17 protein-coding genes are annotated in these 16,899 nt (G+C 73.8%); 8 read left to right on the forward strand and 9 right to left on the reverse strand.

The window, feature by feature from the left end; all coding sequences use genetic code 11:
* Nucleotides 1–3 precede the first annotated feature (3 nt).
* Nucleotides 4–972: a Bug family tripartite tricarboxylate transporter substrate binding protein gene (locus tag Q7A36_RS11515; protein ID WP_305103837.1), complete on the forward strand. Its 969-nt coding sequence runs from the start codon at nucleotides 4–6 to the stop codon at nucleotides 970–972.
* Nucleotides 973–1,042: 70 nt separating this feature from the next.
* Here the strand turns inward: Q7A36_RS11515 and Q7A36_RS11520 are convergent, their stop codons facing one another.
* Nucleotides 1,043–1,177 (reverse strand): hypothetical protein, encoded by a 135-nt coding sequence (locus tag Q7A36_RS11520; protein WP_305103838.1) that lies wholly within the window; start codon nucleotides 1,175–1,177, stop codon nucleotides 1,043–1,045.
* A 138-nt stretch (nucleotides 1,178–1,315) separates the two neighbouring features.
* On the opposite strand from Q7A36_RS11520, the gene Q7A36_RS11525 reads away from it, so the two are divergent.
* Nucleotides 1,316–2,272, forward strand: a complete 957-nt coding sequence (locus tag Q7A36_RS11525; protein WP_305103839.1) for a tripartite tricarboxylate transporter substrate binding protein — start codon at nucleotides 1,316–1,318, stop codon at nucleotides 2,270–2,272.
* A 9-nt stretch (nucleotides 2,273–2,281) separates the two neighbouring features.
* On the opposite strand, the gene Q7A36_RS11530 is transcribed toward Q7A36_RS11525, so the two are convergent.
* Nucleotides 2,282–3,241 (reverse strand): tripartite tricarboxylate transporter substrate-binding protein, encoded by a 960-nt coding sequence (locus tag Q7A36_RS11530; RefSeq protein WP_305103840.1) that lies wholly within the window; start codon nucleotides 3,239–3,241, stop codon nucleotides 2,282–2,284.
* A 48-nt stretch (nucleotides 3,242–3,289) separates the two neighbouring features.
* Nucleotides 3,290–3,706: a helix-turn-helix domain-containing protein gene (locus Q7A36_RS11535; RefSeq protein ID WP_305103841.1), complete on the reverse strand. Its 417-nt coding sequence runs from the start codon at nucleotides 3,704–3,706 to the stop codon at nucleotides 3,290–3,292.
* A gap of 243 nt (nucleotides 3,707–3,949) precedes the next feature.
* Between Q7A36_RS11535 and Q7A36_RS11540 the strand changes: the two genes are divergently transcribed.
* The 4 genes from Q7A36_RS11540 to Q7A36_RS11555 are packed head-to-tail and all read left to right on the forward strand — an operon-like array spanning nucleotide 3,950 to nucleotide 8,491.
* Entirely contained in the window at nucleotides 3,950–5,125 is a 1,176-nt protein-coding gene (locus tag Q7A36_RS11540) for an ABC transporter substrate-binding protein (RefSeq protein WP_305103842.1), read from the forward strand.
* A 9-nt stretch (nucleotides 5,126–5,134) separates the two neighbouring features.
* The gene (locus Q7A36_RS11545; protein ID WP_305103843.1) at nucleotides 5,135–5,992 is read left to right on the forward strand and encodes a branched-chain amino acid ABC transporter permease; all 858 of its coding nucleotides are present in this window, start codon (nucleotides 5,135–5,137) and stop codon (nucleotides 5,990–5,992) included.
* Entirely contained in the window at nucleotides 5,992–7,779 is a 1,788-nt protein-coding gene (locus Q7A36_RS11550) for a branched-chain amino acid ABC transporter ATP-binding protein/permease (RefSeq protein WP_305103844.1), read from the forward strand. Before Q7A36_RS11545 ends, Q7A36_RS11550 begins: the two co-directional genes overlap by 1 nt.
* The gene (locus Q7A36_RS11555) at nucleotides 7,760–8,491 is read left to right on the forward strand and encodes an ABC transporter ATP-binding protein (protein ID WP_305103845.1); all 732 of its coding nucleotides are present in this window, start codon (nucleotides 7,760–7,762) and stop codon (nucleotides 8,489–8,491) included. Before Q7A36_RS11550 ends, Q7A36_RS11555 begins: the two co-directional genes overlap by 20 nt.
* A gap of 44 nt (nucleotides 8,492–8,535) precedes the next feature.
* On the opposite strand, the gene Q7A36_RS11560 is transcribed toward Q7A36_RS11555, so the two are convergent.
* The gene (locus Q7A36_RS11560; protein ID WP_305103846.1) at nucleotides 8,536–9,924 is read right to left on the reverse strand and encodes an ATP-binding protein; all 1,389 of its coding nucleotides are present in this window, start codon (nucleotides 9,922–9,924) and stop codon (nucleotides 8,536–8,538) included.
* Complete coding sequence (locus Q7A36_RS11565) at nucleotides 9,921–10,640, reverse strand: response regulator (RefSeq protein WP_305103847.1); 720 nt, start codon at nucleotides 10,638–10,640, stop codon at nucleotides 9,921–9,923. Before Q7A36_RS11565 ends, Q7A36_RS11560 begins: the two co-directional genes overlap by 4 nt.
* A 264-nt stretch (nucleotides 10,641–10,904) precedes the next feature.
* Here Q7A36_RS11565 and Q7A36_RS11570 point away from each other — a divergent pair, with 264 nt between their 5' ends.
* Nucleotides 10,905–11,585 carry a DNA-3-methyladenine glycosylase family protein gene (locus tag Q7A36_RS11570; RefSeq protein ID WP_305103848.1) on the forward strand — a complete coding sequence of 227 codons (681 nt, stop codon included), beginning with the start codon at nucleotides 10,905–10,907 and terminating at the stop codon, nucleotides 11,583–11,585.
* Between the two features lie 2 nt (nucleotides 11,586–11,587).
* On the opposite strand, the gene Q7A36_RS11575 is transcribed toward Q7A36_RS11570, so the two are convergent.
* Both Q7A36_RS11575 and Q7A36_RS11580 read right to left on the reverse strand, forming a co-directional pair.
* On the reverse strand, nucleotides 11,588–12,547 hold the full coding sequence (locus tag Q7A36_RS11575) for a Bug family tripartite tricarboxylate transporter substrate binding protein (protein ID WP_305103849.1): 960 nt from the start codon (nucleotides 12,545–12,547) through the stop codon (nucleotides 11,588–11,590).
* Nucleotides 12,544–14,193: an FAD-dependent oxidoreductase gene (locus Q7A36_RS11580; protein ID WP_305103850.1), complete on the reverse strand. Its 1,650-nt coding sequence runs from the start codon at nucleotides 14,191–14,193 to the stop codon at nucleotides 12,544–12,546. The genes Q7A36_RS11575 and Q7A36_RS11580 overlap by 4 nt, the downstream gene beginning before the upstream one ends.
* An 82-nt stretch (nucleotides 14,194–14,275) precedes the next feature.
* Between Q7A36_RS11580 and Q7A36_RS11585 the strand changes: the two genes are divergently transcribed.
* Nucleotides 14,276–14,824 carry a DUF2937 family protein gene (locus Q7A36_RS11585; RefSeq protein ID WP_305103851.1) on the forward strand — a complete coding sequence of 183 codons (549 nt, stop codon included), beginning with the start codon at nucleotides 14,276–14,278 and terminating at the stop codon, nucleotides 14,822–14,824.
* On the opposite strand, the gene Q7A36_RS11590 is transcribed toward Q7A36_RS11585, so the two are convergent.
* Together Q7A36_RS11590 and hydA are read right to left on the reverse strand one after the other, a co-directional pair.
* Nucleotides 14,825–15,241, reverse strand: coding sequence for a hypothetical protein (locus tag Q7A36_RS11590; protein ID WP_305103852.1), 417 nt, complete (start codon nucleotides 15,239–15,241; stop codon nucleotides 14,825–14,827). It abuts the gene before it with no gap.
* 70 nt (nucleotides 15,242–15,311) lie between these two features.
* On the reverse strand, nucleotides 15,312–16,793 hold the full coding sequence (gene hydA, locus Q7A36_RS11595) for a dihydropyrimidinase (protein WP_305103853.1): 1,482 nt from the start codon (nucleotides 16,791–16,793) through the stop codon (nucleotides 15,312–15,314).
* Nucleotides 16,794–16,899 lie beyond the last annotated feature (106 nt).

Below are 16,899 nucleotides of genomic sequence, written 5' to 3' on the forward strand. Positions count from 1 at the left end.
GGAATGATCGAACGCCGCCACCTGCTGGCCGCCGCGCTCGCGGCGCCGGCCATCGCCCGCGCCCAAGGGGCATGGGCGCCGAGCCGCCCCGTCACCCTGCTGGTCGGCTTCGCGCCGGGCGGCGGGACGGACATCATCGCCCGCCTGCTCGCCCCGTCGCTGCAGCAGGAACTCGGCCAGCCCATCGCGGTGGAGAACCGCCCGGGTGCCAGCGGCACCATCGCCGCGCTCGCCGGCAGTCGCGCTGCGCCGGACGGGCATACGCTGTTCATGACGACGGTCAGCGCCTCCGCCGTCGTGCCGCCGCAGATGCATCCGCCGCCCTTCGACATCTACCGGGACCAGACGCCCGTGGCGCTGGCCGCGACCGTGCCGCTGGTGGCGGTGGTGCCGCCGAACTCGCCGGCGCGCGACCTGAAGGGGCTGATCGCCCTGGCGCGGGAGAGGCCGGGGGCGCTGAACTACTCCTCCTCCGGCGTCGCCACGCAGCAGCACCTGGCGGCGGAGCTGCTGACCCGCGCCGCGGGCGTCGAGATGACGCATGTGCCCTTCCGCGGCACCGGCCAGGCGGTGAACGAGATCCTGGCCGGGCGCATCGACCTGGCCATCGATACCTTCCCCACCTACCTCCCGCATATCCGCAGCGGCGCGGTGCGGGCGCTGGCCACCACCATGCCGCAGCGGATCGAATGGCTGCCGGACCTGCCGACGGTGGCCGAGAGCGGCTTCCCCGGCTTCGACGCCAATGTCTGGTACATGCTGATGGGCCCGCCCGGCCTGCCGGAGCCGATCCGCGACCGCTGGGCCGCGGCGGTGAACACGGCGCTGCGCGACCCGGTGCTGGGACCGCGGATCAAGGAGGCCGGCTTCATCCCGGGCGGCGGGACCAGCGCCGAGGCCGCGGCGCTGCTGCGGAAGGATGCCGAGCGCTACGGCGCGCTGATCCGCCAGGCGGGGATCAGGATCGAGTAGGGCGCCCGGGCCGGCGTCGACGCCGCCCCGCTTCCGTGCGGGCGGGTCCGGCCTTCGCGTGGCGGCATGGTCATTCTTCCCGGCGGGTTTGGGTGTCCCGCCGGGCGGCGCGCCTTTCGCGCTTCCAGAAGTCTCGCTTCGTCCAGCGGAGGTGCTTCCACCACTCGCGCGACGCCGTGAGGATGCCCTTCTTCATCGTCGCCATGGATCCAGCTCCCGCGCATGGTGCCGAGTATATGGACCGGCCTGCTGATGGATGGGCATTGAACATCCGTCGCAACACCGTCTCGCCGTCCGTGGGCGGGCGGTGCAGCATGGCGCAAACACGGTCCGAGTGCCCGCCATGCATCGCCGCCCCATCCTCCTCGCCGCCCTCGCCATGCCCGCCCTGGCGCGGGCGCAGGGATACCCCACGCGTCCGGTCCGCATCGTCGTGCCCTTCGCGGCCGGCGGCATCATCGACGTGGTCGCCCGCATCCTGGCCGAGCCGCTGTCGCGCCGGCTCGGCCAGCCCGTGGTCGTCGAGAACCTGCCGGGCGCCGGTGCCACCATCGGCGCCCGCGCCGTCGCCCGGGCCGCACCGGACGGCCATACCCTGCTGCTGTCGGGCGCCGCGCATGCCGTCATGGCCGCGCTCTACCCCGATCTCGGCTTCGACCCGCTGGCCGATTTCGCGCCCGTCGCGCTGCTGGGCGACCAGCCCTTCGTCCTCGCGGTGCATCCCGGCGTGCCGGCGCAGGACGTGCCGCAATTCATCGCCTGGCTGAAGGCGCGCAGGGGCGAGGCCAACTTCGCCACCACCGGCATCGGCGCCGCCTCCCACCTCGCGGGGGAGCTGCTGAAGCGGCTGGCCGGCGTCGAGTTCACCGTGGTGACCTATCGCGGCACGCCGCAGGCGGTAACGGACCTCGTCGCCGGCCGTGCCGACCTGATGATCGACAGCCAGACCCTGCTGGCGCCCCTGGCGCGGGAGGGGCGGGTGCGGGCGCTCGCCGTCACCACCGCGCACCGCTCGACGCTGCTGCCCGACCTGCCGACGCTGCGGGAGGCCGGCGTCGCGGGCTATGCTGCCTCCTCCTGGCAATCGCTGCAGGCGCCTGCCGGCACGCCGGCGCCGATCCTGGCGCGGCTGGCGGAGGCGGTGGCCGCCGTGCTGGCCGAGCCGGGCGTGCAGGCGCGCTACGGCGAGGCGGGCGTCGAGGCGCTGTCCGGCGGCCCGGCCGAGGCGGCACGCTTCATCCGCGCGGAATCGGAGAAATGGTCGCCGATCCTGCAGGCGACCGGGGCCAGGGCCGGATAGGGCGGCCCCTCAGCCCGGCTGGAGCTGCGCGACGCGGATCACCTCGGCATAGACCGCGACGTCGCGGCGGAGGCGGGCGGCGAAGCCCTCCGGCCCCTCGGCCAGGATGTCGAAGCCCTGGTCGCGCAGCTTCGCGGTCACCTCCGGCTGGCGCAGGGCGCCGAGCCAGGCGGCGCTGTGCCGCGCCGCCACCTCCGGCCGCCCGCCCGCCGGCATCACCACGCCGTACCAACTGTCCGAGACCGCCGCGGGGAAGCCGAGCTCGCCCAACGTCGGCAGGTCGGGGAGGAAGGCGCTGCGCTTCGGCGCGGCGAGGGCGAGCGCGCGCAGCCGGCCGTCGCGGATCATCGGCAGCACGTCCGGCAGGTTGCCGTACATCCAGTCGACCCGCCCGGCGACGAGGTCGGTCATCACCTGCGGCGTGCCGCGATAGGGCACGTGCGTGGCGTTCAGCCCGGCCAGCAGCTTCAGGTGCTCGCAGCCCAGATGCAGGCTGGTGCCCTGGCCGTTGCTGCCGAAGCTGAGCCCGGGGCCGGGCCGGCGCGCCTTCTCCAGGAACTCGGCGAAGCTGCCGGCCAGCGCCGGATGCGCGACGAGCACATGCGGCACCTCGGTCAGCAGGGCCAGCGGCGTGAAGTGGCGCAGCGGGTCGTAGGGCGAGGGCTGGTGCAGGCTGGGGTTCACGGTGAAGCTGTTGGCGACCATCAGCACCGCCTGGCCATCGGGCGGGGTGCGCAGCATCGCCTCCGTCGCCACCAGCGTGCCGCCGCCCGGGCGGTTCTCCACCACGACAGGCTGGCCGAGACCGGGCTGCGCCGCGCCGGCCAGCAGCCGCGCCAGCAGGTAGATGCCGGCGCCGGGCGGGAAAGGGACGACGACGCGCACCGGCCCGGTCGGGCTCCAGCCCTGGGCATGGGCAGGTCCGGCCGCCAGCAGGGCGGCGGAGATCAGGGCGGTACGGCGCAGCATCACGGCAACTCCCGGCGGTTCGCCGGGGGCCAGCAAGCGTCGTGCCGGCTACCGCCGCGCCAGGCGCTTGGCCGGCACCTCGTCCGGCGCCGGCTCCGGCCCCGCCATGCTGCGCACCACCAGCACGACAGCCGCCTTCTGCGGCACCTCCAGCCGGCGATAGGCGCGCAGCAGCGCCTCCTCGTCGCCGGCCAGCAGGCCGAGCGTGCCCTGCTCCTCCTCCAGCACCTCCTGCGGCGGCGGCGTGTCGGGATCGAGGCCGACGAGGTAGGAGACGCTGGTCGCCAGCACCTCGGCCAGCCGCACCAGCCGCTGCCCGCGCGGCGGCGGCACCCGCCCGGCCATGAGCCGCTCGAGGAAATCGGGCGCGAGGCCGGCGGCGCGGCTCGCCTCCTCCGGCGTCAGGTCGAGGCGGTCGAGCCGGCCCTCGATCAGCGCGGCCATGGGCGGGGCATCGTCCGGCATCGATGCTTCCACGCGCGGCGCGCGGGACGGTTCCGCGGGCGGGGCGGGCGGCTTGCGCCCGGGGGCGGCTCGCGTATCCTCCGCCCGCGCAGCGCGCCGGAGAGCGCGCGGCCGGGGTGGACCGCCAGGATGCATGTGCCGGAACGCATGTGACGGATGGCGTGCCTTCGCCCCGCCAGACACGGGATGGGACGGTGCCGGGCGTGCGGGACGCGCCGGGCCGCCCCGGGAAGGAAACGCCTCATGCTCCTCGGCCGTCGCAACCTCATGCTGGCCGCGGCCGCCACGGGCCTCGCCCGGCCGGCGCTCGCGCAGTCGGAACCGATCCGCTTCGGCTGGCTCGCCGCGCTCACCGGCCCCGGCTCCTCGGCCGGCATCGGCTTCGACCGCGGCATCCGCTTCGCCGCCGAGGAGATCAACGGCGCCGGCGGCGTGAAGGGCCGCAAGATCGAGATCCTGACGCGCGACACCCAGGGCGACCCGACGAAATGCGTCAATGCGACGCAGGAGATGATCAACCGCCTGAAGGTCCACACCACCTGGGGCCCCTGCAATTCCGGCGAATCCCTGGCCGCGACGCCGATCCTGGCGCGGGCCAAGATGCCGAACATGCACCCCTGCGTGGTCGACCAGCTCATCGATCCCGCGAAATACCCGAACGCCTTCCGCCAGGCGCCGTCGAACCGGCAATGGGCGGATGCGGCGCACCGCTACTGCCTCGATGTGCTGAAGATCCGCGACATCGCCGTGGTCGGCGACACCACCGGCTACGGCACGGCGGCGAGCGATGCCTCCGAGGCGCTGCTGAAGCAATTGAACGCCAATGTCGTCGGCAAGTACCTGATCGAGGCGCAGCAGACCGACGTCACCGCCGACATGACGCGCATGCGCAATGCCGGCGCCAAGGTCATCCTGATCTGGTCGGTGAACGGCGGCTACCTCTCCCGCATCATCAACACGCGGGCGCAGATGGGCTGGGACGTGCCGATCGTCGGCCATCCCACCCTCGGCTCGGGCGAGGTGAAGGCGCTGCTGGCCAAGCCCGAGAACTGGGAGAAGGTCTACATGGTCGGCTACCGGAGCTGCAGCTTCGATGCCGAAGGCAAGCTGCCGCCCCGCAGCGCCGAGTTCGTCCAGCGCATCGCCGGCAAGATCACGCTCTCCGACACCTCGCTCTGGTGGGTCGCCTGCGGCTACGACGCGCTGCGCCTGGTCGCCGCCGCGGTGCAGGAGACGGGCTCGACCGAGCACGCGAAGACCATCGAGTACTGGAACGGGCTGCGCGGCTGGCCCGGCATCTTCGGCAACTACACATTCTCGCCAACCGAGCACAACGGCTATCCCGGCGAGGACGTGGTCATGTCGCTGGCCAATTCCAACCGCGAGGGCGCCTTCACCATCGCACCCGGCTACGCCTGAGCGCGGGGCATGATCGGACCCATCCTCGTCTCCGGCCTCGCGACCGGGGCGGTCTATGCGCTCATCGGCATCACCTACAACGTGATGTTCTCGGCCTCGCGGGTGATGAGCTTCACCGCGGGGCAGCTCGGCATGCTCGGCGGCGTGCTCGGCGCCTTCTTCGTCCTGCAGCTCGGCCTGCCCTGGCCGATCGGCCTGCTGCTGACGCTCGCCTGCTGCGCCGTGATCGGGCTGGTGACGGAGATCGTCGCGGTGCGGCCGGTGCTCGGCGCGCTGGAGCAGCACCTCTACGTGCTCTCCACCCTGGCGGCGGCGCTGATGATCCAGCAGTTCGTCGCCGTCGAGTACTCGACCGAGCCGGCGCCCTTCCCGCGGCTGCTGGACTGGGGCAGCGGCCTGGCGGACGAGAAATTCTGGTTGCCGCTGCTGGCCTGCGCGCTGACCATCGCCGGGCTCGAATGGATGTACCGGCGCACGCTGGTCGGCCGCGCCTTCCTCGCCATCGCCGAGGACAACTTCGCTGCCCGCGCGCTCGGCCTGCCGGAGCGCGACCTGCGCATGCTGAGCTACGCCATCGCGGGCGTGGTCGGCGGCCTCGCCGGCTTCGCCGGCGGGCAGCTCTTCCTCGCCTATTTCGCCAATGGCGCCATGCTGAACTTCTACGGCTTCGTGCCGGTCGCGCTCGGCGGGCTCGGCAACAACCGCGGCGCCGTCATCGGCGGCCTCGCCCTCGGCGTCTTCCAGCAGGCGGCGAGCTACCTCGTCGGCGGCGTCTTCGTCAGCGTCGCGGTCTTCGCGGTCTTCATCATCGTGCTGCTGGCCGCGCCCGGCGGCCTGTTCGGCGCCCCGAAGGCGAGGCGGGTCTGATGGGCAGCACCACCCTTCCGGCCGCGGCGGCGCCCGTCGCGGCCTCCGGCGGCCTGCGGCGCTGGCTGCCCTTCCTGCTGGTCCTGGCCCTCGCGCTGGCCATGGCCGCGGCCTGGGACGGCTACTGGGGCGTCATCGCCACCCGCGCCGCCATCTACTGGGTGCTGGTCGCCGGGCTGAATCTCGTGGTCGGCTATGCCGGCCAGCTTGCCATCGGCTATGTCAGCCTGCTCGCGCTCGGCGCCTATACCGCCAGCGCGCTGGTGGAGAAGGCGGGGCTGCCGGCGCTGCTGGCGCTGCCCTGCGCCGCCGCCATGGGCGCCGCCTGCGGCGCCATCATCGGCCTGCCGGCGCTCCGGCTGCGGACCTTCTACTTCGCCATGACGACCCTCGGCTTCGCCACCATCGTCACCCAGGTGGCGCTGGCCTGGGTGCCGGTGACCGGCGGCGGCATGGGCCTGCCGGGGCCGGAGCTGCCGGCGCCCTTCGACACGCCGCAGGGCTTCTACCTGCTCTGCCTCGGCTTGGCTGCCCTCTCCACATGGATGACGGTCAATGTCGGGGCGTCCCGTTGGGGACGATCGCTGGTCGCCATGCGGGATGCCGAGGTCGCGGCCGAATCCGCCGGCATCGGCAAGCCGCGGCTCTTCGTGACCGTCTTCCTCTTCAGCGGCGCGCTGGCCGGCGTGGCGGGCGCGCTGTTTGCCACGCTGCAGAGCTACATCACGCCGGATGCCTTCACCTTCGACCTCTCGGTGCTGTTCTTCATCGCCATCCTGGTCGGCGGCCGCGGCTCGGTGCTCGGGCCGCTGCTCGGCACCGTCATCCTGACGCTGCTGCCGGAATTCGCCGCACCGCTGGTCGCCTGGTCCACCTTCCTCTACGCCGTGCTGCTGCTGGTCATCGTGCTGGCGGTGCCGGGCGGCATCGCCGCGCTGCTCGACTTCAAGAACCGCAAGCCGCTCGAGATCGACCGCAGCGTGGCGGTGCGGCCGGAGCTGCTGCGGGAGGTGCTGGCGCGTCACCGGGAGGCGGCGCCGCTCGCGCTGCGCGACATCCACCTCAGCTTCGGCGGCGTCCGCGCCATCGACGGGCTGGACCTCGAGCTCCGCCCGGGCGAGGTGCATGGGCTGATCGGCCCGAACGGCAGCGGCAAGACGACGACGCTGAACGTCATCTGCGGCTTCTACGTGCCGCAGCAGGGCGAGGCGCGATTGGGCGGGTCGCCGCTGCCCATGGGGCAGCCGCAGCTCCGCGCCGGCCTCGGCCTTGCCCGCACCTTCCAGACGCCGCGCATCGTCGGCGAGAGCTCGGTGTTGGAGAATGTGATGGTCGGCGGCACCATCAGCGGGGCGGCGAGCTTCCTCGAGGCGGCGCTGAGCCTGCCGCGGTCGCGGGCCGAGGAGCGGGCGCTGCGCAACCGCGCCCTGCTCTGCCTGCGGGCGGTGGGCCTGGAGGGACTGGCCGAGGTGCGGGCCGACCGGCTGCAACACAGCGAGCTCCGCTTCCTCGAGATCGCCCGCGCCCTCATGCTCAACCCCGCCTTCCTGCTGCTGGACGAGCCGGCGGCGGGGCTGACGGGCGAGGAGATGTGGCGGCTCGGCGAGCTGGTCAGGCAGGTCGCCGCCGCCGGCGTCGGCGTGCTGCTGGTCGAGCACCATGCCGAGCTGATCTTCGCGGTCTGCGACCGCGTCACCGTGCTGAACCTGGGCAAGGAGCTGGCCGCCGGCACCCCCGCGGAGGTGCGCAGCCACAAGGAGGTCGTCAGTGCCTATCTCGGCGGCTGATCCGCTTCTTCGCGTCCAAGACCTCCATGCCGGCTATGGCAAGGTGCGGGTGCTGCACGGCATCAGCCTCGCGGTCGCGCCGGGGGAGGTGCTGGCGCTGCTCGGCCCGAACGGCGCGGGGAAGAGCACCTTCCTGCGTGCCCTCTCGGGCCTGGTCACGGTGGAATCCGGCACCGTCCGCTTCGGCGGCGCGGAGATCACCAATGCCCCGCCGCGGCGGACCGTGCGCGCCGGCATGGCGCATGTGATCGAGGGCCACCGCGTCTTCACCCAGCTCCCGGTCTTCGACAACCTGCTGCTCGCCGGCTACGACCTGCCGCGCGGGCAGCGCCAGGCCCGGGCGGAGGAGGCGCTCTCCTGGTTCCCGGAGATCGCGGCCAAGCGGCAGGAGATGGCGGGCGCGCTCTCCGGCGGGCAGCAGCAGATGCTGACCGTGGCGCAGGGCCTCGTCACCCAGCCGCGGCTGCTGATGCTGGACGAGCCGAGTGCCGGCCTCTCGCCCGTGCTGGTCGACCGGGTGCTGGGCGCGGTGGACCGGCTGCGCCAGGGCGGCACGGCGGTGATCCTGGTGGAGCAGCTCATCGACAAGGCGCTGGCCGTCGCCGACCGGGTCGCCGCCATGGTGCGCGGCCGGGTGGTGCTGGAGGCGCCGGCCAAGGAGGCGGGCGTGCACCAGCGGCTGGAGCACGCGTATCTCGGCACGGTGGCGTAGAAAAAGATTGGGAAGGAAAGCATTTCCTCCCCGGCTTTCTTTTCTTACCCCGGCAGCGTCGCCACCGCCGCCAGCCCGCCCTGCGGCCGGTTGCGCAGCACCACGTCGCCGCCATGCGCGCGGAAGATGTTGCGGGCGATCGGCAGGCCGAGGCCGGTGCCGCCGGTCTCCCGGTTCCGGCTGCCCTCCAGCCGGCGGAAGGGCTGGAACACCGCCTCCAGCTCCCCCGCCGGGATGCCCGGCCCGTCATCCTCGATGGTCAGCCGCACCGGCCGGCCCGGCCCCTCGGCGGGCGAAAGGGTGAGCCGCGCCGCCGAGCCATAGGTCAGCGCATTGCCGACCAGGTTGGCGATGGCCCGCTTCAGCGCCACCGGCCGCACCGGCGCCACCAGCCGCTCCGGCCCGGCATAGGCGATGGCCTCGGCGACATCGGGATGCGCATCCGCCGCCTCGTCCAGCACGGTGCGGCAGAGCGCGGCGATGTCGACGGCCGCCGTCGGCTCCGCCGCGCTCTCGTCGCGCGCGAAGGCGAGGGTCGCCGCCACCATCGCCTCCATCTCGTCGAGATCGGCCAGCATCTTCCGCCGCTGCTCGTCGTCGTCCATGAACTCGGCGCGGAGCCGCAGCCGGGTGATGGGCGTGCGCAGGTCATGGCCGATGGCGGCCAGCATCTGCGTGCGGTCGCCGACGAAGCGGCGGATGCGCTCGGCCATGGTGTTGAAGGCATGCGCGGCGGTGGCGACCTCGCTCGGCCCCAGCTCCGGCAAAGGCGGGGCATTGACGTCGCGACCCAGCCGCTCGGCCGCCTCGGCCAGCGCCCGCACCGGCCGCGTCAGCCGCCGCACCGCCCAGAGGATGAGCAGCCCCGCCGCCAGCGTCATGGCGCCGAAGGCGATCAGGAAGGTCTCGGAATGCCAGGGCCGCGGCGGCGGCAGGCTGATGCGCAGGTTCAGCCACTCGCCGCTCGGCAGGCGCAGGCTGGCGACGAAGGTCGGGCCGCCGGGGATCCAGGCGGTGAGGATCTCCCGCGGCCGGACGCGCGGCGGCCCGCCGGCGAAGAGGTCGAGCCGCAGCAGCCTCGCGATCGGCAGCGGCATGGGCGGATATTCAGGCCGCGCCAGCGGGACCTCGTCCAACGTGACGTGCAGCCCCTGCGGCAGCTCGAGCTCGGCCAGCATCTGCGCGCGGCGCTCGGGCGGGGCGATCATCACCGTCCGCCAGGCGCTGATGGCGCGCTGGGAGATCTCCCGCGCCTGGGCGAAGCGCTGCAGGTCCACGCGGTCGAGGGCATGGATGGTCAGCCCCGCCGCCTGCACCACCGCCAGCGCCAGCAGCAGGACCAGCGCGGTGCGGCCGGCGAGGCTCTGCGGCCAGAGGGGCCAGCGGCTGCGCGGCGGCGGCGCGGCGGCCGCCGGGGGGGCGAGCCGGTTCACCCCTTCTCGACCGTCGCGGCGAGCACGTAACCGCCGCCGCGGACGGTCTTGATCAGGCTCGGGTTGCGCCCGTCATCCTCCAGCTTGCGGCGGAGGCGGGAGACGGCGACGTCGATCGCCCGGTCGAAGGGCCCGGCCTGGCGGCCGCGCAGCAGGTCCATCAGCATGTCGCGGGTCAGCACGCGGTTCGGGCGCTCCACCAGCACCTGCAGCAGCTCGTACTCGCCGCCCGTCAGCGGCACCTCGGCGCCGTCGGGGTTCAGCAAGCGGCGGCGGGCGGGCTCCAGCGTCCAGCCGGCGAAGCGGATGGCCTTGGCCGGCGGCTCCTTCACCGCGCCCGGCTCCCCGTTCGCCCGGCGCAGCACGGCGCGGATGCGGGCCAGCAGCTCGCGCGGGTTGAAGGGCTTCCCCAGGTAGTCGTCGGCGCCGAGCTCCAGTCCGACGATCCGGTCCGTCTCCTCGCTCATTGCCGTGAGCATGACGATGGGCACCTCGCCCTGGCCGCGGAGCCACTTGGCGAAGTCGAGGCCGCTCTCGCCCGGCAGCATGAGGTCCAGCACCACCAGGTGGTAGCGGCCGAGCGGCCAGAGCTTCCGCGCTTCCTTGGCATCGCGGGCGGCGGAGACGCGCATGCCCTGGCGCTCGAGGAATTTCGAGAGCAGGTCGCGGATCTCGCGGTCGTCATCGACGACCAGGATATGGGGTTGCGGCTCCATGGCGGCTGTTACATAGCGCGTTCCGTGGGAGAATTGCGCGGGTGGTTGTTGCGGGGTGTTGCCGCAGCCGCGGCCGTTGCAGGCTGTTGCACTTCGGCATGGTCCAGGGCTTTGCGCGGCAACATCCGGGGCGCAGCTTTGGCAGGCAGGCGGCGCCGCCTCTCATCCCCCTCCCGGCGCCGCGATGCGACAACAGTCGTCGGCAGGCGGATCCATGCCCCCGGGCATGTCCGCCGGCCGCCGAACTGCTCTATGGCGGCGGGGATGGTCCCCACGATCCCAGCCACCCCGCCGCCACCCCCTTTCCCCAAGGCACCCCCCTGGGCCCGCGCCGGCATCGCCGCGCTGGTCGCGGCCGATCCGCGCCTGGCGGCGATCGAGCCGGCGGCCGGGCCATTGGCCTGGCGGGTGCGGCAGAAGGGCTTCCCCGGCCTGCTGCGCGCCATCTGCGGCCAGCAGATCAGCAACCAGGCGGCCTCGGCGATCTGGAAGCGGCTCTCGGCCCTGCCGGGGGCGCTGGAGCCGGCGGGGCTGCTGGCGATGGACGACGCGACGCTCTGCGGCGTCGCCGGCCTGTCGCGGCCGAAGGCGGCGCATGCGCGGAGCCTCGCCGCCGCCTGCCTGGACGGGCGGCTGGACTTCGCCGCGCTGGAGCGGATGGGGGACGAGGCGGCGGTCGCGCATATCGCCGCGGTGAAGGGGCTGGGGCGCTGGACGGCGGAGATCCACCTGCTCTTCGCCGAGCAGCGGCCCGACATTTTTCCAAGTGGCGACCTCGCCCTGGCGGCGAGCGCGGCGCATATGCTGGGGCTGGAGGCGCGGCCGGGGCCGAAGCCGCTGGCGGAGATCGCCCTGGCCTGGGCGCCCTGGCGGTCGCTGGCGGCGCGGCTGCTCTGGCATCACTGGCGCTTCGTGACGGGGCGGCCGGTGGTGGAGGACGGTTGACCCTATTCGGCCCGCGCGCCGGAGGCCTGGACGATCGGCGCCCAGCGCGCGATCTCGGCCGGCAGGAAGGCGGCGAATTCCTCCGGCCCGCGCAGCATGGGCGCGAGGCCGATCGAAGCCAGCCGCCGCGTGCCCTCCGGCGTGCCGAGCGCGGCCAGGACCTCCGCCGCCAGGCGCGCAACCACGGCGCCCGGCGTGCCGGAAGGTGCCAGCAATCCCTGCCAGGCGCCCATCTCGTAGCCGGCGAGCCCGGCCTCGGCGATGGTCGGGACATCGGCCAGGTCCGGCAGCCGGGCCGCCGTGGTCACGGCCAGCGGCCGTAGCGCGCCGGCGCGAAGCTGCGGCAGGGCGGGGGCGAGGTCCACCACCATGGCGGTGATCCGGCCGCCCAGCAGGTCGGTCAGCGCCGCGGCGCTGCCGCGATAGGGCACGTGGTTGAGCCGCAGCCCGGCCATGCCGGCCAGCATCTCCATCCCGAGGTGGTGCGGCGTGCCCGGCCCGGCCGAGCCATAGGCCAGCGCGCCGGGCCGCGCCCGCGCCTCCGCCAGCAGCGCGGCGAGGTCGGGCGGGCCATCCGCGCGCACCACCAGCAGGAAGGGCACGGTCGCCAGCAGGGCGATGGGCGCGAAATCCCGGACGGGGTCGTAGGGCAGGGCGCGGTGCAGCGCCGGCGCGACGGCCAGCGTGGTGCTGGTGGCGAGCAGCAGCGTGGTGCCGTCCGGCGCGGCCGAGGCGACGGCGCGGGCGCCGACCACGGTGCCGCCGCCCGCCAGGTTCTCCACCTGCACGGGCTGGCGGAGGCGGGTAGAGAGGCCGTCGGCGACCAGCCGCCCCAGCAGGTCGGTGGCGCCGCCGGGCGGGAAGGGCACGACGATGCGGATCGGGCGCTGCGGCCAGTCGCCTTGCGCGAGCGCAGGCGTGGCGAGCGGCGCCAGCAGCAGCGCGCGGCGCGGCGTCCTCATGCCGCGCCCCGGATGCGGTCCACCAGCGCCAGCGGATCGGCCGGCACCGCATCGCCGCGCCAGGCGACATGCTGGTCCGGGCGGGACAGCACGAGGGCCTGCGGGTAGAGCGCGGGCGCCGCCTCGGCCTCGAGGTCCAGCAGCGCCATCGGCACGCCGCGCCGCGCGGCCGCCTGCAGCAGCGGCGTCGGGTCCACCGCCGCGTCGCGCCGCAGCAGCGTGAAGCCCGGCCCCATGGCATCGTAGAGCGGCCGGCCGTCGCGCAGCACGAGGTAGGGCGTGCGGCAGCCGGGCACGATGCTGGGGGTGAAGTGGTCCATGCCGTAGGGCGGCGGCGCCTCCCCATCGTAGGCGATGATCGGGGAGTGGTCGTAGAAACTGCCGAAATTCAGCCCGCTGCAGCAGTACTGCGCGACGTTGAGGTCATAGGCCGCGCGCCCGACCCGTGCCCGCGCCGCTTCGCCGGCGGGGCCGGGATCCTCGATCTCCGCCGGCACCGCGCCGCGCTGCCGCGCCACGGCATTGGAGTGGTTCATGGCGAAATGCGAGACCTGCTCGGTGATCGGCAGCCGCTCGGCCTCATAGGCCTCGAGGATCGCGGGCGCGGCCCAGCCCCGCAGCACGCCCGCCAGCAGCCAGGCGAGGTTCGCCGCATCGGCGATGCCGGCATTCATGCCGTAGCCGGCCATCGGCACCCAGATATGCGCGGCATCGCCGCAGAGGAAGACGCGCCGGTCGCGGAAGCGGTCGGCGACCAGGCGGCGGCCGATCCAGTCCTCCCTGTTCAGCAGGCTGTACTCGAACTCCGGCCCGACGCCGAGGATGGCGCGCAGGCAGGCGTCGCGGTCCACCGCCTCGAACTCCTGCTCGCCGGGCTGGAGGTAGTTGTGGACCAGCCAGAGCTCCCGCCCGTCGATGGCGTAGACATTGCCGCAGCGCCGCGGGTTCAGCGAGAAGGTGCCCCAGGCCGGCGGCGCCTGCATGCGGGGGATCAGGTCCGGCGCGCGGATGAAGCTGGACTGCACGCGCTGCACCACGGCATCGCCTTGGAACACCGCGCCGATGTCGCGGCGGATGCCGCTGCGGCCGCCGTCGCAGCCGATGAGGTAGGCGCAGTCGATCTCGATGGGCGCGGCGTCGTCCAGCGCCTCGGCCCGCGCCAGCACCCGGCCTTCCTCCTGCGCGAAGCCGAGGAAGCGGGTGCGGTCCAGGATGGTCACGCTCGGCAGGCCGGCGAGGTGGTCGAAGAGGATCGGCTCCAGGTAGATCTGGTTGATGCGATGCGGCGGCTCCGGCGTCGGCCAGCCGGTGTCGGGGCCGCCGGTCGCGGTGAAGCGGTCCCGCCGGCAGGGGATGGGGATGCGCGCCAGCTCGATCCCCGTCGTCGTGGTCCGGTAGGCGACGTCGTTCGGGTAGTCCGGCGGCAGGCCGGCGTCGCGCAGCGCCCGCGCCACGCCGAGGCGGCGGAAGATCTCCATGCTGTGGGCGGAGACGTGGTTGCATTTCGGGCTCGGCGGCTCGCCGCGCCGGCGCTGCTCGAGGATGGTCACCGCCACGCCGCGCCAGGCGAGGTCCATGGCCAGCGTCATGCCGACCGGCCCCGCGCCGACCACCAGCACCTCCGTTGCGATCCGCCGCGGCGTCATGCGTGTTCCTCCCCGGCGCCGAGGATGCGTGAAGGGCCGGGCGGATGCTAGGCTCGGCGCCGCGGCAGGGCGGGGTGGCGGGATGCTCGGCTTCCTCGGGCGGGGTTTCGCGGATGCGCTGCGCGTGGCGCTGCCGCTGCTGCTCGGTGTCGCGCTGATGCAGGTGCCTGCCATCATGCATGGCTATTCCGCCGGGCTGCTGCAGGCGGCCGAGGCGCTGCGCAGCGATATCGGCCAGCGGACCGCCTCCGCCCGCCGCCACTACGGCGCCGTCGGCGAGGGCGACGAGGCGCTGCTGGACCTGCTGCGCCAGCGCGAGCCCGCCAATGCCGAGGGGCTCGAGGGCTCGATCGGCAAGGCGCGGGCGCTGCGCGCGGCGCATGAGCGGATCGAGGCGGCGATGCCGGCGCTGCGGCCGGTGACGGCCCTGCTGGACCTGTCGGAGGATCCGCTCGGCGACAAGCGGGCGGTGCTGCGCCTGGCCCTCGATACCCATGTGCCGCAGATCGCCTTCGACCGGGCGGGCATCCTCTGGCTGGTGCTGGGGATCCTGCTCGGCGCCTTCCTGGCGCGGCTGGTCATCGCGTTGCTGGCTGCGCCCTTCGGCGGGCGCCGCCGGGCGGCGCGCTGATCAGGCGATGCAGCCCGGCCCGTTGCGGTTGTAGCCCTGCACCGTGCCGCCGCGCGTCTCGAACACGACGGAGCAGCCCTGCGGCGGCGCCGCGCCGCCGAGCGGCACGCCGACCCCGGTGCCGAGCCCGAAGCCGCTGCCCCCGCCGCGGCCGAAGCTGAAGCCGCCGAAGCCGAGGCCGATGCTGGGATAGACCGCCGGGCCGGCGCCCGGCTGCAGGAAGTCCCATTGCAGCAGGCGGCGGCCATCGGCGTCGTAGGTCCGGCTCGGCACGCCGAGACCGGCGACGAGCTCGGCTTCCGGCCTGCCGACATAGGCGGTCATCCGCTGGTCGAAGGCCTGGGGCGTCCGCGAGTCGCCGCAGGCGCCGAGCAGCGCCAGCATGGCGAGGATGGGGATGGAACGGGGGCGCAGCATGATGCGCTTCAATGCCGCGCCCCGGCGCCGGGTTCCGCCCGAGGGCGCCGGGGGATTGCGGTGCCGGCGCTCAGCCCGGTGCGGACGCCGCGTCGAAGCCGTTGGCCAGCACGCCGCGCGGCCGGACCATGTCGTAGGGCCCGCGCGGCAGGAACTGCCCCGTCCCCGGCTCCGCCTGCACCACGCCGTCGCGCATGACAACCGCGCCGCGCCGGACCGTCGCCACCGGCCAGCCCGTCACCTCCAGCCCCTCATAGGGCGTGTAGTCGATGGCGTGCTGCATCAGCGCATTGGTGAGGGTGACCTTCTTCCGCGGGTCCCAGAGCGCGAGGTCGGCATCGGCGCCGACTGCGATCATGCCCTTCCGCGGCGCGAGGCCCATGAGCCGCGCCGGGTTGGTCGCGGTCAGCCGCACGAAATGGTCGAGGCTGATGCGGCCCTTCGAGACGCCCTCCGAGAACAGGATCGGCAGCCGCGCGGCGAGGCCCGGGATGCCGTTCGGGATGTCGCGGAAGGGCGCGTCGCGGCCGCTCGCCGCCTTGCCCTGCTCGCCGGCCATGGAGAAGCCGCAATGGTCCGAGGTGACGATGTCGAGCGTGCCGCGGCGGATCATCTCCCAGACCTTGGCGTGCTCCGCCGTCGTGCGCGGGCTCGGCGAGCACATGAAGGCGGCGCCGTCGAAGCCCGGGCGGTCCATGTCGTCCGCCGTGAGCGTCAGGTATTGCGGGCAGGTCTCACCCCAGACCTTGAGGCCGCGGGCCTGGGCGCGGGCGATCTCCTCCGCCGCCTCCTCGCAGCTCACATGGAAGACCTGGATCGGCTGGTCCACGAGTTCGGCGAGCGCGATGGCGCGGTGCGTCGCCTCCCGCTCCACGATCGAGGGGCGCGACCAGGCATGGTATTTCGGCGCGGTCAGGCCGGCCGCGATCAGCGCCTCGGTCCGCCACTTGATGGCGGCGTAGTTCTCGCAGTGGACGGTGACGAGGCAGCCGTTCCGGCGCGCCGTCACCAGGACCTTGATGTACTCCTCGTCCGAGAGGTGCAGCGGCTCGTAGGTCAGGAAGACCTTCAAGCTGCGGATGCCCTTCGCGACGATCTGCGGGACCTCGCGCTCCAGCACCTCCTCGGTCGGGTCGGTGATGATCTGGTGGAAGCTGTAGTCCAGCATGCCGCGGGCGGCGCGCTGCTCGTAATCGGCGAGGCGCGGCAGGATGCCCTCGCCCTTCCATTGCGGGACGAAGCAGACGACCGAGGTCGTGCCCCCCGCGAAGGCGGAGGTGCTGGCACTGGCGAAGCTCTCCTCGTTCACCGTGACGGCGGCGCCGGCGCCCGAGCCGACATAGCCGCCGCGGGCCGGCTCCTCGATATGGCAGTGGCTGTCGATGCCGCCGGGCAGCACCAGCAGCCCGCCGGCCTCCAGCACGGGCGAGCCGTCGGCGATGCTCTCGGCCAGCGCCGCGATGCGCCCGCCGCGGATGCCGATGTCGCAGCGCGCCGTGCCGAAGCCGGTCGCCACCTCGCCGCCGCGCACCACCAGGTCGTAATCGGCCATCTCCGCCTCCGTCGCTGAGCGGCCGGAGGATGCCGCCGCCGAGGCGCGGCGGGAAGGGCCGCGGCGACCGTCGCGCAGGGGCCGGCGCGACGCCTGCCCGCGGATT

This window comes from Paracraurococcus lichenis (assembly GCF_030657435.1).
Taxonomy (GTDB): Bacteria; Pseudomonadota; Alphaproteobacteria; order Acetobacterales; family Acetobacteraceae; genus Paracraurococcus; species Paracraurococcus lichenis.

Coding starts and splice junctions, on each gene's coding strand:
- Q7A36_RS11565 (WP_305103847.1), bottom strand. CDS start 10,640: ATGGAGCCGCAACCCCATATCCTGGTCGTCGATGACGACCGCGAGATC.
- Q7A36_RS11515 (WP_305103837.1), top strand. CDS start 4: ATGATCGAACGCCGCCACCTGCTGGCCGCCGCGCTCGCGGCGCCGGCC.
- Q7A36_RS11520 (WP_305103838.1), bottom strand. CDS start 1,177: ATGGCGACGATGAAGAAGGGCATCCTCACGGCGTCGCGCGAGTGGTGG.
- Q7A36_RS11535 (WP_305103841.1), bottom strand. CDS start 3,706: ATGCCGGACGATGCCCCGCCCATGGCCGCGCTGATCGAGGGCCGGCTC.
- Q7A36_RS11530 (WP_305103840.1), bottom strand. CDS start 3,241: ATGCTGCGCCGTACCGCCCTGATCTCCGCCGCCCTGCTGGCGGCCGGA.
- Q7A36_RS11545 (WP_305103843.1), top strand. CDS start 5,135: ATGATCGGACCCATCCTCGTCTCCGGCCTCGCGACCGGGGCGGTCTAT.
- Q7A36_RS11540 (WP_305103842.1), top strand. CDS start 3,950: ATGCTCCTCGGCCGTCGCAACCTCATGCTGGCCGCGGCCGCCACGGGC.
- Q7A36_RS11575 (WP_305103849.1), bottom strand. CDS start 12,547: ATGAGGACGCCGCGCCGCGCGCTGCTGCTGGCGCCGCTCGCCACGCCT.
- Q7A36_RS11580 (WP_305103850.1), bottom strand. CDS start 14,193: ATGACGCCGCGGCGGATCGCAACGGAGGTGCTGGTGGTCGGCGCGGGG.
- Q7A36_RS11550 (WP_305103844.1), top strand. CDS start 5,992: ATGGGCAGCACCACCCTTCCGGCCGCGGCGGCGCCCGTCGCGGCCTCC.
- Q7A36_RS11570 (WP_305103848.1), top strand. CDS start 10,905: ATGGTCCCCACGATCCCAGCCACCCCGCCGCCACCCCCTTTCCCCAAG.
- Q7A36_RS11590 (WP_305103852.1), bottom strand. CDS start 15,241: ATGCTGCGCCCCCGTTCCATCCCCATCCTCGCCATGCTGGCGCTGCTC.
- Q7A36_RS11585 (WP_305103851.1), top strand. CDS start 14,276: ATGCTCGGCTTCCTCGGGCGGGGTTTCGCGGATGCGCTGCGCGTGGCG.
- hydA (WP_305103853.1), bottom strand. CDS start 16,793: ATGGCCGATTACGACCTGGTGGTGCGCGGCGGCGAGGTGGCGACCGGC.
- Q7A36_RS11525 (WP_305103839.1), top strand. CDS start 1,316: ATGCATCGCCGCCCCATCCTCCTCGCCGCCCTCGCCATGCCCGCCCTG.